Origin of the sequence: Streptomyces sp. NPDC053431, assembly GCF_044544925.1 — a bacterium.
In the GTDB taxonomy this organism is placed as follows: domain Bacteria; phylum Actinomycetota; class Actinomycetes; order Streptomycetales; family Streptomycetaceae; genus Streptomyces.
This window is the reverse complement of sequence record NZ_JBITXX010000012.1, coordinates 1-13,622: the sequence shown is the minus strand read 5'-3', so window position 1 is coordinate 13,622 and position 13,622 is coordinate 1. Positions and strand designations below refer to the sequence as shown.

At 69.9% G+C, this 13,622-nt stretch carries 11 protein-coding genes; 3 read left to right on the top strand and 8 right to left on the bottom strand.

Annotated features, from left to right (window positions below; translation table 11 throughout):
- Positions 1-150 precede the first annotated feature (150 nt).
- The gene (arc, locus tag ACIGXE_RS25295; protein WP_399751112.1) at positions 151-1,917 is read right to left on the bottom strand and encodes a proteasome ATPase; all 1,767 of its coding nucleotides are present in this window, start codon (positions 1,915-1,917) and stop codon (positions 151-153) included.
- A 242-nt stretch (positions 1,918-2,159) separates the two neighbouring features.
- Here arc and ACIGXE_RS25290 point away from each other — a divergent pair, with 242 nt between their 5' ends.
- Entirely contained in the window at positions 2,160-2,471 is a 312-nt protein-coding gene (locus ACIGXE_RS25290) for a ferredoxin (protein ID WP_399751109.1), read from the top strand.
- Positions 2,472-2,495: 24 nt separating this feature from the next.
- Here the strand turns inward: ACIGXE_RS25290 and ACIGXE_RS25285 are convergent, their stop codons facing one another.
- The 3 genes from ACIGXE_RS25285 to ACIGXE_RS25275 form a co-directional block, all read right to left on the bottom strand.
- Positions 2,496-3,056 carry a hypothetical protein gene (locus tag ACIGXE_RS25285; RefSeq protein ID WP_399751107.1) on the bottom strand — a complete coding sequence of 187 codons (561 nt, stop codon included), beginning with the start codon at positions 3,054-3,056 and terminating at the stop codon, positions 2,496-2,498.
- 230 nt (positions 3,057-3,286) lie between these two features.
- Complete coding sequence (locus ACIGXE_RS25280) at positions 3,287-4,174, bottom strand: tRNA (adenine-N1)-methyltransferase (RefSeq protein ID WP_351792286.1); 888 nt, start codon at positions 4,172-4,174, stop codon at positions 3,287-3,289.
- An 18-nt stretch (positions 4,175-4,192) separates the two neighbouring features.
- Positions 4,193-5,326 (bottom strand): site-2 protease family protein, encoded by a 1,134-nt coding sequence (locus tag ACIGXE_RS25275; protein WP_399751379.1) that lies wholly within the window; start codon positions 5,324-5,326, stop codon positions 4,193-4,195.
- Between the two features lie 217 nt (positions 5,327-5,543).
- On the opposite strand from ACIGXE_RS25275, the gene ACIGXE_RS25270 reads away from it, so the two are divergent.
- Together ACIGXE_RS25270 and ACIGXE_RS25265 are read left to right on the top strand one after the other, a co-directional pair.
- Complete coding sequence (locus ACIGXE_RS25270) at positions 5,544-6,482, top strand: RecB family exonuclease (RefSeq protein WP_399751105.1); 939 nt, start codon at positions 5,544-5,546, stop codon at positions 6,480-6,482.
- Between the two features lie 41 nt (positions 6,483-6,523).
- Positions 6,524-7,195, top strand: a complete 672-nt coding sequence (locus ACIGXE_RS25265; RefSeq protein ID WP_384414555.1) for a response regulator — start codon at positions 6,524-6,526, stop codon at positions 7,193-7,195.
- Positions 7,196-7,258: 63 nt separating this feature from the next.
- Here ACIGXE_RS25265 and ACIGXE_RS25260 read toward each other — a convergent pair whose 3' ends face one another.
- The 4 genes from ACIGXE_RS25260 to ACIGXE_RS25245 form a co-directional block, all read right to left on the bottom strand.
- On the bottom strand, positions 7,259-8,836 hold the full coding sequence (locus ACIGXE_RS25260; RefSeq protein ID WP_399751102.1) for an ABC transporter substrate-binding protein: 1,578 nt from the start codon (positions 8,834-8,836) through the stop codon (positions 7,259-7,261).
- 68 nt (positions 8,837-8,904) lie between these two features.
- Entirely contained in the window at positions 8,905-10,494 is a 1,590-nt protein-coding gene (locus ACIGXE_RS25255) for an ABC transporter substrate-binding protein (RefSeq protein ID WP_399751100.1), read from the bottom strand.
- 527 nt (positions 10,495-11,021) lie between these two features.
- Entirely contained in the window at positions 11,022-11,729 is a 708-nt protein-coding gene (locus ACIGXE_RS25250; protein ID WP_399751098.1) for an HAD family hydrolase, read from the bottom strand.
- 132 nt (positions 11,730-11,861) lie between these two features.
- A partial coding sequence (locus ACIGXE_RS25245) for a vitamin B12 dependent-methionine synthase activation domain-containing protein (protein ID WP_399751096.1) occupies positions 11,862-13,622 on the bottom strand: 1,761 nt, incomplete at its 5' end.

Genomic DNA, 13,622 nt, shown 5'->3' with positions numbered 1-13,622 from the left:
CAGTGCGTGATTCGGCGGTACCCACGAGCCTAGAGCGGCCGCGCGCGTACGGGGAGATCAAATGCGAATACGTGAGTGGAAAGCGACGGCTGCGGATGTCCTTTCGCCGGACATCCGCAGCCGGTGCGTGTCACTGCGGGTTGCGGGTCATTACAGGTACTGGCCGGTGTTCGCCACCGTGTCGATGGAGCGGCCGGTGTCGGCGCCCTGCTTTCCGGTGACGAGGGTGCGGATGAAGACGATCCGCTCGCCCTTCTTTCCGGAGATGCGGGCCCAGTCGTCGGGGTTGGTGGTGTTGGGCAGGTCCTCGTTCTCCTTGAACTCGTCCACGCAGGCCTGGAGGAGGTGGGAGACGCGAATGCCCTTCTGGTCGTGGTCGAGGAATGCCTTGATGGCCATCTTCTTGGCCCGGTCGACGATGTTCTGGATCATCGCGCCGGAGTTGAAGTCCTTGAAGTAGAGGACTTCCTTGTCGCCGTTGGCGTACGTGACCTCGAGGAAGCGGTTCTCCTCTGATTCCGCGTACATCTGCTCGACCACGGACTGGATCATTCCGTGGGCCGCGGCCTCCTTGGATCCGCTGTGCTCGGCGAGGTCGTCGGCGTGCAGCGGGAGGGAGGAGGTCAGGTACTTGGCGAAGATGTCCTTGGCGGCCTCCGCGTCCGGGCGCTCGATCTTGATCTTGACGTCGAGCCGGCCGGGGCGCAGGATCGCGGGGTCGATCATGTCCTCGCGGTTGGAGGCGCCGATGACGATGACGTTCTCCAGGCCTTCCACGCCGTCGATCTCGGCGAGCAGCTGGGGGACGATGGTGTTCTCCACGTCCGAGCTGACGCCGGATCCGCGGGTGCGGAAGAGGGATTCCATCTCGTCGAAGAAGACGATGACAGGGGTGCCCTCGCTCGCCTTCTCGCGGGCACGCTGGAAGACGAGGCGGATGTGCCGCTCGGTCTCGCCGACGTACTTGTTGAGGAGCTCGGGGCCCTTGATGTTCAGGAAGTAGGACTTCCCGGCGGGCTGGCCGGTCACCTCGGCGACCTTCTTGGCAAGGGAGTTGGCGACGGCCTTCGCGATCAGCGTCTTGCCGCAGCCGGGCGGGCCGTAGAGCAGGATGCCCTTGGGCGGCCGCAGTTCGTGCTCCTTGAAGAGGTCGGGGTAGAGGTACGGGAGCTCGACCGCGTCGCGGATCAGCTCGATCTGGTTGCCCAGACCGCCGATCTTGTCGTAGTCGACGTCCGGGACCTCCTCCAGGACGAGTTCCTCGACCTCGCTCTTGGGGATGACCTCGTAGACGTAGCCGGACCTGGGCTCGAGGAGCAGGGCGTCGCCGGGGCGGATGGTGATGTCCAGCAGGGGCTCGGCGAGCCGCACCACCCGTTCCTCGTCGGTGTGCCCGATCACCAGGGCGCGCTCGCCGTCCTCGAGGATCTCCTTGAGGGTGACGATGTCCCCGGCGCGCTCGAATTCCATGGCCTCGACCACGTTGAGCGCCTCGTTGAGCATGACTTCCTGGCCCCGCCTGAGCTCCTCGAGCTCGACGCCGGGGCTGACGTTCACCCGGAGCTTGCGGCCCCCGGTGAAGATGTCGCACGTGCCGTCCTCATTCGCCTGCAGGAAGACACCGAAGCCGGCCGGCGGCTGGGCGAGCCGGTCGACCTCCTCCTTGAGGGCCACGATCTGGTCCCGGGCCTCACGGAGCGTATTGGCGAGTCGCTCGTTCTGAGCGGACACGCCGGCCAGGTTCGTCTGCAGCTCGACGATCCGCTCCTCGAGAATCCTCGTGTGACGCGGAGAGTCGGCGAGCTTGCGGCGCAGGACGGCGATTTCCTGCTCGAGATAGGCAACCTGACCGGCGGGGTCCTCAGACCCCCGCCCCGGCCGGATGCCGCGGTTGATGTCGTCGTCGTGGGCTGCCACGGTCCTCACCTCCTCCAAGGGGAGCTGGACGCTTCCTGACCCTACCTGGGTGGGTGATGATTGAAACCCCTAGATCAAAAAGACTCCGAGGTGTGTCCGATCTTCACCCTTGCGCTTCCCCTCACGCCAGGGAAATACCCACCGCTGGTCGTCGCAAAAGCACGCGGTTGTATCGTCGTGGGTGGTCAACACCCGTCAGGCTTGGCCCGACTTACCCGCGTGACGCAGAAATGGCAGGAGACATGAGCGTGCAGCAGGAGGCCCCGGCCGTGGGCGCCGAGGAGGCGCTCGAGGTCTGGATCGACCAGGACCTGTGTACCGGGGACGGAATCTGCGTGCAGTACGCTCCGGAGGTCTTCGAGCTCGACATCGACGGGCTCGCTTATGTGAAGAGCGCGGACGACGAGCTGCTGCAGGAGCCGGGGGCGACGACCCCGGTGCCGCTGCCGCTGCTGCTGGACGTGGTGGACTCCGCGAAGGAGTGTCCGGGCGACTGCATCCATGTGCGGCGGGTCAGGGACGGCGTCGAGGTGTACGGTCCCGACGCCGAGTGACGGTCCGGTGACGGGCGCGCCGGGTCAGACGGCGCGCGCGTCGGCCTGGCCGGTGCGGACGAACCTGCCGCCTCGCCAGCGCCATTTCGCCTGCTCACGCTGGTCGGGGCAGCAGCTGGGGACGTCGGGGGACGAGTAGCCGAGCAGGGTGGCCTGGACGGCGCCGTCGCGTACGGCGAAGTCGCTGACGTTCTTGAGCTGCGAGGGCTCGACGAGGGTGGCCACGACGCGTGCGGCGGGGGTGCCGGCGCCTTTGCCGTGGGTGAGCACGTAGATGCCGCTGGGTGGCGTTCCGGATCCGGCTTCGCAGTGTACGACTGCGACGGTCTCGGGGTTTCCGTCGCCGTCGAGGTCTCCGCTGGCCCGCTGGGCGATCTTGCTGGGTGCTCCGCCGCAGTCGAGCGGGTAGTGCGCGGTGGCGGCGTCGGGTGCGGGCAGGGGTGCGGGTGCCGCGGCGGCTCCGGCCGGTCCGGGCTGGACGAGGCCGGCGAGGGCGACGACTCCGGCCATCGCGGTGGCGGTGGCCAGCCAGTGCGCCGGCCGGGCGTGGGTGTGCGCCAGGTCCGTGACGGCGGAGGTCTGCACGCGAGAAGTCTCCTGTGAGGTGGTGCGGAAGGAGTTGCGGGCATCGTGCCACACGTCACAGGGCGGTGGAACAGGCGGGGCGGCCCTTGTCGTACGGCTTCACCGGGGTGGTCGGAGGGGCAGCGCGGGTCGCGGGTCCGAACATGAGGGTGCCGCCGTCGAGTTCCGTGCCCGGGGGCGGGAACTCGGCGGCGGCACGCGCGTGTTGTCGGGGCGTCAGCCGGCGGGCCTCAGCCCTTGTTGGGGCCCTCGTAGTCCTCGCCGTAGGCGCCCTTGGCGGGCCGGCGGCGGCGCATCGGGGGCTCGACGCCGTCCGCGAGGCGGCGGGCGGTGACGAGGAAGCCGGTGTGGCCGATCATGCGGTGGTCCGGGCGGACGGCCAGGCCCTCGACGTGCCAGTTGCGGATCATGGACTCCCAGGGCTGCGGCTCGGCGTAGCAGCCGAACTCGCGGATGGACTCCACGGTGCGGGCGAGCTGCGTGGTGGTGGCCACGTAGCAGCAGAGGATGCCGCCGGGGACGAGCGCCTTGGAGACGGCCTCCAGGCACTCCCAGGGGGCGAGCATGTCGAGGATGACGCGGTCGACCTCGGTGTCGGACAGGTTGTCCTGGAGGTCGCCGACGGTCAGCTGCCACGCGGGGTGCGGGCCGCCGAAGTAGCGCTCGACGTTGCCCTTGGCGATCTCGGCGAAGTCCTCGCGGCGCTCGTAGGAGTGCAGCATGCCGCTGTCGCCGATGGCGCGCAGCAGGAAGGAGCTGAGCGAGCCGGAGCCCACACCGGCCTCGACGACGCGGGCGCCGGGGAAGATGTCGGCGAAGGCCAGGATCTGCCCCGCGTCCTTGGGGTAGACCACGGCGGCGCCGCGGGGCATGGACAGGACGTAGTCGGGGAGCAGGGGGCGCAGCGCGAGGTAGGCGACGTTTCCCGTGGTACGGACAACACTGCCCTCGGGAGCACCGATCAGCTCGTCGTGCGGGAAGGAACCCTTGTGGGTGTGGAAGTTCTTCCCGGCCTCGAGCGTGAAGGTGTAGTGGCGTCCCTTGGGGTCGGTGAGCTGGACCTGGTCCCCGACCTTGAAGGGCCCGCGACGGCGGGCGGCACCGGTCGGTTCGGACATGTGAACAGGGTACCGGGCCTAGGAACCGGGTCGCGCCATGGCCTTCACGAAGGCCTTCTCGACGTCGGTGGTGGAGAGGACCCCGTAGATCTCGCCGGTGTCCTCCATGACCAGGTATTCGGTGGCCGGGCTGGCGCGGAGGTGGTCGAGGAGCGGCTGGCCGGTGAGGTCGGCGGGGACCTTCATGCCGTCGACGAGGTCCTGGGAGAGGGCGCTGACCGCGACCCAGGGGCGGCGGTGCTGGGGGATGCCGGCGATGGCGGTCTCGCGGACGATGCCGGTGGGGACGCCGTGGCCGTCGACGACGACGAGGGCGCGGGCGCCGGCCTCGTTGGCGCGGCGGAGGGCCTCGGAGAGCGGGGTGGTGGTCTCGACGGGGATGGCGCGGCGGGTGAGGCTGCGGGCGCGCAGCTCGGGGAGGTGTTCGCGCAGCCGGGCCATGCGGAGGCTGTTGCCGGCGCCGGTCCAGATGATGGCGGCGAGGATGGCGGCGAGCAGGGCGTCGGTGACGGTGGTGAAGCCGTCGATGTCCTCGGTGGAGTTGCCGAGGAGGCCGGTGCGGGTGAGCAGCGGGAGTCCGATGAGGACGGTGACGGCGAGCGCGCGGCCGACCCAGGCGGCGGCGACGGTGCCGGTCATGGCGTTGCCGGTGATCTTCCAGACGACGGCGCGGAGCATCCGGCCGCCGTCGAGGGGCAGGCCGGGGAGCAGGTTGAAGATCGCGACGATCAGGTTGGAGATCATCAGGCCGCCGAGGAGGACACCGGGGACGGTGCCGGGCTCGACGGCGTAGAGGGTGAGGTAGAAGATTCCGGCGAGGACGAGGGAGAGCAGCGGGCCGACGAAGGCGAGGACGAACTCGCGGCCGGGGGTCTCGGTCTCCTTGTCGATCTCGGAGACGCCGCCGAAGAACTGGAGCTGGATGCGGCGCACCGGGAGCTTGAAGCGGAGGGCGGCGAGGGTGTGGGCCAGTTCGTGCACGAGCACGGAGGCGTAGAAGGCGATCGCGAAGAAGAGCGAGACGAGGTAGCGGGCGGCGCCGAGCTCGGGCAGGACGCGTTCGATCTGGCCGCCGAAGACCCAGGTGATCAGTGCGGCGACCAGGAACCAGCTGGGCGCCACGTAGACGGGCACGCCGAAGGGCCGGCCCATGAGGATGCCGCCGCCCGGCTCCTCGGTCCGCTGCGGCTTGGACTCGTCCTGGTTCACGGGTTCCTTTCGTCGCCGAGCTGCTCGGTCCGCGCGCTCGGTCACGGTTCGATCATGCAGCGCGACGGGGTCCTGCGTCGATGGTATTCCGCGCGGGCCCGTCGAGTGGATCAGGGTCGGTGGACCGTCGCTGTCGGTGGCGGGTCGTAGGGTCTGTGGCATGACTACGAGCGAGCAGCCGCCGGTGGAGCCCCGGGCACCCATGTCGTTGTCGCCCTCGCGGGCGAGCGACTTCATGCAGTGCCCGCTGCTGTACCGGTTCCGGGTGATCGACCGGCTGCCGGAGAAGCCCAGTGCGGCGGCTACCCGGGGAACGCTGGTGCACGCGGTCCTTGAGCGTCTGTTCGACGCGCCGGCCGGGGAGCGCACGGCGCCGCGGGCGAAGGCGCTGGTGCCGGGCCAGTGGGACCGGCTGCTCGCCTCGCGTCCGGAGCTCGGTGAGCTGTTCGAGGAGGGCGGCGACGCCGCCGCGGATCCCTCGGAGCCGCGGGCGGAGCGGCTGGCGCGGTGGTTGTCGGAGGCGGAGGCGCTGGTGGAGCGCTGGTTCACGCTGGAGGATCCGACGCGGCTGGAGCCGGCGGAGCGTGAGCTGTTCGTCGAGACGGAGCTGCCGTCGGGGCTGCGGCTGCGCGGGGTGATCGACCGGGTCGACGTGGCGCCGACGGGCGAGGTCCGGATCGTGGACTACAAGACGGGAAAGGCGCCCCGGCCGGAGTACAGCGAGGGCGCGCTGTTCCAGATGAAGTTCTACGCGCTGGTGGTGTGGCGGCTGAGGAACGTGGTGCCGCGCCGGCTGCAGCTGGTCTATCTGGGCAGCGGGGACGTGCTGACGTACGACCCGGTGGAGGCCGATCTGCTGCGGGTGGAGCGCAAGCTGCTGGCCCTGTGGGACGCGATCCGGCTGGCGACGGAGACGGGTGACTGGCGTCCGCGGCCGACGAAGCTGTGCGGCTGGTGCGACCACCGGGCGGTGTGTCCGGAGTTCGGCGGCACTCCCCCGGTGTATCCGCTGCCGGTGGTGCCCCCGCGCCCGCCGGAGTCGGGGGAGGCCGGCGGTGCCGGTCAGGGCAGAATGGATCAGGTCCCGCCCGCCGTCTGAGGTCCGACCGGGCCGCACGCAGGCCGATGAAGGAGTTGTTCGTGGCTATCCGCGTCCTACTGGTCGACGACCAGCCGCTGCTGCGCACCGGTTTCCGGATGATTCTGGAGGCGGAGCAGGACCTGGCGGTGGTGGGTGAGGCCGGGGACGGCCTGCAGGCCCTCGACCAGGTGCGGGCGCTGCAGCCCGACGTGGTCCTGATGGACATCCGGATGCCGCGGATGGACGGGGTGGAGGCCACCCGGCAGATCACCGGTCCGGGCCGGGACGGTCCGGCGAAGGTCCTGGTGCTGACCACGTTCGATCTGGACGAGTACGTGGTGGAGGCGCTGCGGGCCGGAGCGAGCGGCTTCCTGCTGAAGGACGCGCCGGCGCACGAGCTGGTGCAGGCGATCCGGGTGGTCGCGGCGGGCGAGGCGATGCTGGCGCCGTCGATCACGCGCCGGCTGCTCGACAAGTACTCGGCGCATCTGCCCTCGGGCGAGGAGCAGGTGCCGGACACGCTGAACACGCTGACCGACCGTGAGGTCGAGGTGCTGAAGCTGGTGGCGCGCGGTCTGTCGAACGCGGAGATCGCGGCGGACCTGTTCGTCAGCGAGACGACCGTCAAGACGCATGTGGGCCATGTGCTGACGAAGCTGGGTCTGCGCGACCGGGTGCAGGCGGCGGTGTACGCGTACGAGAGCGGTCTGGTGCGCCCCGGCGCGCAGTGACCGTACGCGGGAGGGCCCGGCGCGCGTGTCGCGTGCCGGGCCCTTGCCGTACCGGGGTGCCGGTCAGCCCTTCTTGATCTCCCAGAAGCGGAAGACGGTGGACGCGTCGAGGGTCCACTCCAGGCCGGTGACGCCCTCGCGGGCGACGGCGTACTGCTTGCCCTGCCACAGCGGCAGCAGCGGGAGCTCGTCGGCGACGAGGTCCTGGACCTTGTTGTAGGTGGGGGTGGTCGAGGACCGGTCGGGGGACGCGGCGACCGCGGGCAGCAGCTCGCCGGTGATCAGGGCGTTCTTGTAGCGGTTGCCGAGGACGTTCTCGTCGCCGAAGAACGGGGAGGTGAAGTTGTCGGCGTCCGGGTAGTCGGGGACCCAGCCGCGGACGTACACGCCGTACTTGCCGGCCGCGATGTCCTTCTCGTACTGCTCGAACGGCACGGACTCGACCTTGGCGGTGAAGAGGCCGCTGGCGTTGAGCTGGCCCGCGATGGCCTCCATCATCTGGTCGGTGGAGGGGCCGAAGCGGTTGGGGGTGGACCAGAGCGTGAGCGTGACCTTGCCGGTGATCCCGGCATCGCGCAGCGCCTTCTTCGCCTTGGCCTTGTCGGGCTCGCCGTAGGTGTCGAAGAACGAGGTGGAGTGTCCGGCGATGCCGGCCGGGACGATGGAGTAGAGCGGCGACGCGGTCGACTTGTAGACGTCCTGGACGAGCGCCTCGCGGTCGACGAGGTGGGCGATGGCCTTGCGGACGCCGAGCTTGCCGACGACCGGGTCCTTGACGTTGAAGACCATGTGCTGGACCTCGGCGCTGCTGCCCTGGACGACCTGGATGCCCTTGTCGTCCTGGGCGTTCTCCAGGGCGGCGATGTCGTCGGCGGACAGGCCTCGGTAGGCGACGTCGACGTCGCCGGAGGAGAGGGCCTTGGCGAGGGCCTCGCGGTCTCCGCCGTAGAGCTTGAGCGTGACGCCGCCGTTCTTCCGCTTGGCGTTGCCCTTGTAGGAGCTGTTGGCGCTGAAGACGGCCTCGGTCGGGCCGAACGAGTCGAGCTTGTACGGGCCGGAGCCGACCGCCTTGCCGTCGGTGCGCAGCGCGTCGGCCGCGTACTCGCGGTGGTCGACGATGGAGCCGGCGCCCGACGCGATCTTGCTGGGGAAGGTGGCGTCGGGGACCTTCAGCGTGAAGATGACGGTCTTCGCGTCGGGGGCCTCGATGGACTCGATGGAGGAGAGCAGCGGGGCGGGGCCGTTGGGGTCGGCGATCTTCAGGGCGCGCTCGAAGGAGAACTTGACGTCCTCCGAGGTGAGCGGGTTGCCGTTGGAGAAGGTGAGGCCGTCGCGCAGGGTGCAGGTGTACACCTTGCTGCCGGCCGAGAAGCCGCACTTGTCGGCGGCCTCGGGCTCGGGCTCGGAGGCGCCCTTCGGGAAGGCGAGCAGGGACTGGAAGACGTTGTTGAACAGCAGCCACGAGCCGGGGTCGTAGCCGGCGGCGGGGTCGGTCGCCTGGATCTCGTCCGACATGCCGACGCGCACGGTGCCCCCGGAGCCTCCGGCGTCACCGCCCTGTTCGGTGCCGCAGCCGCTGAGCAGGGTGGCCGCCAGGCCCGCGGCGAGCGGGGCCGTCAGCCACTTGTTGTGTGCCTTCACAGAACTTGCCTCTTGATCTCTTACCAGGCCGGCCGCGCAACGGCTGCGCGGCCGGTACGACGAAGGGGTCAGGCGGTGCCGCGACCGAGCTCCCACAGGAGCAGGTCCGAGGAGGTGTTGAGCGCCCACTCGACGCCGGTGACGTCGTCACGGGCGGCGACGTACTGCTTGCCCTGCCACAGCGGCAGCACGGGCACGTCCTTGGCGACGATCTTCTGGATCTGCTCGTAGACGGGGGTCGCGGCGTTGCGGTCGGCCTCGCGGCGCGACTGCGGGATCAGCCGGTCACGGACGGACTGGTTGACGTAGGGGGTGTTGAGGAAGTTGTCGCTGTCGAGGAACGGAGCGACGTAGTTGTCCGGGTCCGGGTAGTCCGGGAACCAGCCGAGGCCGTAGACGGCGTAGTCGCCGCGCTTCTGGGCCGGGCGGAACTTGGACCATTCGGTGCCCTGGATCCGGGCGTCGAAGAGCTTGGTGGCGTTGAGCTGGGCGCGCAGGGCCTCGAACTCCTCGGCCGTCTCGGTGCCGTAGTGGTCGGTGGTGTAGTGCAGGGTGACCTTGACGGGGGTCTGCACACCGGCGTCGCGCAGGATCTTGGCGGCCTTGGCGGGGTTCGGCTGGCCGTAGGTGTCGATGAACGAGGTGGCGTGGCCGGTGATGCTGGAGGGGATCAGCGAGTAGAGCGGCTCGGCGGTGGGGCCGTAGACCTGGTCGACCAGCCGGCCGCGGTCGACGACGGAGGCCATGGCCTGCCGGACGGCCTTCTCCTCGACGGCGGGGGCCTTGGTGTTGAAGCCGAGGTAGCGGATCTCCAGGCCGGGGGTCTCGGTGAGGTCGATGCCCTCCTGGGGCTTCTCGGTGAGTTCCCTGATCTGGGCCTGGGACATGGCGCGGCCCGCGACGTCGATGGCGTCGTCGCGCAGCGCCTTGTCCATGCCGTCGGCGTCGCCGAAGGTGCGCAGTTCGACCTTGTCGTTGCGCAGGGTGATGTCGCCCTTGTACTTGGCGTTCTTGGTGAAGACGAACTTCGTCACCTTGTCGCCGTCGGTCTCGGCCTTCATCGTGTACGGGCCGGAGCCGTCGACGTCGAAGCCCTCGCGCAGCTTCCTGCCGTCGTACTTGGCCTTGTTGAGGATGCCGGCGACGGGCGTGGAGATCTTGTACGGGAAGGTCGCGTCGGGGGTCTTGAGGTGGAAGATCACCTCGAGGTCGCCCTTGGTCTCGACGGTGTCGATGTTCGACAGGAGCGCGGCGGTGCCGTTGTCCGACTTGATCGCGAGCACGCGCTCGACGGAGAACTTGACGTCCTCGGCGGTGACGGGGGTGCCGTCGGCGAAGGTCAGGCCCTCGCGCAGGGTGCAGCGGTAGCTCTCGCTCTCCTTGTCGGAGAAGCCGCAGCTCCGGGCGGCCTCGGGGACCGGCTGACCGCTGCCGCGCGGGACGCGCATGAGGGTCTGCACGGTCTGGCGCAGGACGTTCCAGGCGCCGGTGTCGTAGGCGAAGGCCGGGTCGAGCGGGGCGGGGGCGTCCTCGGTCGCGATGAACTGGTCCGTGGTGCCGACGACGATCGCTCTGCTCTTGTCCCCTCCACCGCAGCCGGCGAGCAGGGGGGTGAGCAGTGCGGCCACGGCGGGCAGCACCAGGGTCTTGCGGTTCATCGGGGAACGTTCTCCTCAGCCGGCGCGGGGTGACGGCCGGCATCTCTACAGCGGCTTCGGTCACTCCGCCGGCCGCCCGGTCGGGGCGGTCGATCGGGCCGTACGGGGGTGCGATCGGTCCTGTGTACACGGCGACTTGGGTGGGCCGCCGGGGCACGCGGAAGGTGCGGCGGAGTACGTGCGAAAGATTAGTGCGCCCCGCCGGTGCCGCCGTACGGCAAAGGCCTCCACGAACGGAAGGCCGCGCTCCTGAATACGGTGCGTCCGATACTCATGCGGGGGAATGATTCGTACGGGCGGGAGCGAATCGGGACACAAGGTCGGCCCCGAACCGCCATGATCCCGACACCGCACGCAGACAGGCCACCCGCCGTTCGGCACTCTGGGTGACCAAGCTCACTCAGGGTTCTTTTCGGCGGATGGCCTGAACGTTTCCGGAAGCGAATCCAGCGGGTCTCGGAGAGCCGCGTGCGAGGGGCTCGGAGGCCCCTGGGCGAGGCGCTCGGAAACCCGTGGGCGAGGGGGGCTCAGAGACCCGTCGGCGAGGAGATGAGCGTCCGCAGGAAGGGCACGTCGACCTCCTCCAGGGAGCGCACCACGACCCGCCCCGCCGAGGGGGCGATGGGCGCGACGGAGGGCACCGCGACGACCCGGCAGCCGGCCGCCTCGGCGGCCGCGACCCCGGTCGCCGTGTCCTCGACGACCGCGCACAGCGCCGGCTCGGCGCCCACCCCGCGGGCCGCGGTCAGATACGGCTCCGGGTGCGGCTTCGTCCGCAGGACCTCGTCGCCCGCCACGGTCAGCGAGAAGCGGTCGCGCCCCAGGGAGGCGAGCACCCGGTCGATGATCCGGCGGTGCGAGGCCGAGACCAGGGCGGTCGGGATGTCGTGCCGGGCCAGCTCGGTGAGCAGCCGGTCGGCGCCGGGCATCAGCGGCACGCCGCGGTCGATGCGCTGCTCGAACTTCTCGTTGAGCAGCACGGTGAGCTCTTCGAGCGTGATGTCCGCGCCCGTGGCCTCGATCAGGTAGCCGGCGCTGCGGGTCATGGGCCCGCCGACGACGACGTCCCGCCAGGCCTCGTCGAGGCGGTGTCCGAGGTCGGCGAAGACCTCGACCTCCGCGTCCCACCAGAAGCCCTCGGTGTCGACGAGGGTGCCGTCCATGTCGAGGAAGACCGCCTGCAGGGCGGAGCTGCCAGGGGCACGGAACAAGGACGCGGGGACCGTACTGGTCATCCGGCACACCTCCACGGAGGGACGAAGAGGCCGGCCACCCCTCCCCGGTACGGGGGTGGGCGACCGGCCTGCACTGGACCGACCAGTGTACGTCCGGATCACACGAAGCGCAGGGATTTACCCCCGTCCCGGTTACCGTGCGTTGAAGTACTTCGCCTCCGGGTGATGGATGACGATGGCGTCCGTGGACTGCTCGGGGTGCAGCTGGAACTCCTCGGAGAGGTGGACGCCGATCCGCTCGGGCTCCAGGAGCTCGGCGATCTTCGCCCGGTCCTCCAGGTCGGGGCAGGCCCCGTAGCCGAGCGAGAAGCGCGCGCCGCGGTACTTGAGCGCGAACATGTCCTCGACGTCCGCGGGGTCCTCGCCGCCGAAGCCGAGCTCGGCGCGGACGCGGGCGTGCCAGTACTCGGCCAGGGCCTCGGCCAGCTGCACGGAGAGGCCGTGCAGCTCCAGGTAGTCGCGGTAGGAGTCGGACTCGAAGAGCTTGGCCGTGGCCTCGCCGATCCGCGAGCCGACGGTGACGACCTGGAGGCCGACGACGTCGGTCTCTCCGGACTCCTCCGGGCGGAAGAAGTCCGCCAGGCAGAGCCGGCGGCCGCGGCGCTGGCGCGGGAAGGTGAAGCGGGTGCGCTCGTTGCCGGCCTCGTCGAGGATGATCAGGTCGTCGCCCTTGGAGACGCAGGGGAAGTAGCCGTGCACGACGGCCGCCTCCAGCAGGTTCTCCGTGTGCAGGCGCTCCAGCCAGCCGCGCAGTCGCGGGCGGCCCTCGGTCTCCACGAGCTCCTCGTACGACGGTCCGTCGCCGGCCCGGTTCTGCTTGAGGCCCCACTGGCCCTTGAACAGCGCGCCCTCGTCGAGCCAGCTCGCGTACTCCTTGAGCTGGATGCCCTTGACGACCCGGGTGCCCCAGAACGGCGGCGTCGGCACCGGGTTGTCGGTGGCGACGTCCGAGCGGCCGCCGGGCTCCGGCTCGTCGACCTGCAGGGTGGCGGCGCCCTTGGCGACCCGGCGCTGCTTGAGCTCCGGCAGGCTCGCGCCGGGGACGCCCCGCTTGACCGCGATGAGCGCGTCCATCAGGCGCAGGCCCTCGAAGGCGTCGCGGGCGTAGCGGACCTCACCCTGGTAGATCTCGTGCAGATCCTGCTCGACATACGCCCTGGTCAGAGCCGCGCCACCGAGGATCACGGGGTACTTGGCGGCCAGCTCGCGCTGGTTCAGCTCCTCCAGGTTCTCCTTCATGATCACGGTCGACTTCACGAGGAGACCGGACATGCCGATGACGTCGGCCTGGTGCTCCTCGGCGGCTTCCAGAATCGCGGAGACGGGCTGCTTGATGCCCAGGTTGACGACGTTGTAGCCGTTGTTGGAGAGGATGATGTCGACGAGGTTCTTGCCGATGTCGTGGACGTCGCCTCGGACGGTGGCGAGCACGATGGTGCCCTTGCCCTCGGCGTCGGACTTCTCCATGTGGGGCTCGAGGTAGGCCACCGCGGTCTTCATGACCTCGGCGGACTGCAGCACGAACGGCAGCTGCATCTGGCCGGAGCCGAACAGCTCGCCGACCACCTTCATGCCGTCGAGCAGCGTGTTGTTGACGATGTCCAGCGCGGGGGTGGTCGTCAGCGCCTCGTCGAGGTCGGCCTCCAGGCCGTTCTTCTCGCCGTCGATGATCCGCCGCTTCAGCCGCTCCTCCAGCGGCAGCGCGGCCAGCTCCTCGGCCTTGCCCGCCTTCAGCGACTTCGCCGTGGCGCCCTCGAACAGGGCCATCAGCTTCTGCAGCGGGTCGTAGCCCTCGGTCCGCCGGTCGTAGATCAGGTCGAGCGCCGTGGTCACCTGCTCCTCGTCGAAGCGGGCGATCGGCAGGATCTTCGACGCGTGCACGATCGCCGAGTC

Bases quoted from the DNA above. Each gene is read 5' to 3' on its own strand.
- ACIGXE_RS25270 (WP_399751105.1), top strand. From the start codon at position 5,544: ATGACTACGAGCGAGCAGCCGCCGGTGGAGCCCCGGGCACCCATGTCG.
- ACIGXE_RS25275 (WP_399751379.1), bottom strand. From the start codon at position 5,326: ATGGGCCGGCCCTTCGGCGTGCCCGTCTACGTGGCGCCCAGCTGGTTC.
- ACIGXE_RS25255 (WP_399751100.1), bottom strand. From the start codon at position 10,494: ATGAACCGCAAGACCCTGGTGCTGCCCGCCGTGGCCGCACTGCTCACC.
- ACIGXE_RS25290 (WP_399751109.1), top strand. From the start codon at position 2,160: ATGAGCGTGCAGCAGGAGGCCCCGGCCGTGGGCGCCGAGGAGGCGCTC.
- ACIGXE_RS25250 (WP_399751098.1), bottom strand. From the start codon at position 11,729: ATGACCAGTACGGTCCCCGCGTCCTTGTTCCGTGCCCCTGGCAGCTCC.
- ACIGXE_RS25280 (WP_351792286.1), bottom strand. From the start codon at position 4,174: ATGTCCGAACCGACCGGTGCCGCCCGCCGTCGCGGGCCCTTCAAGGTC.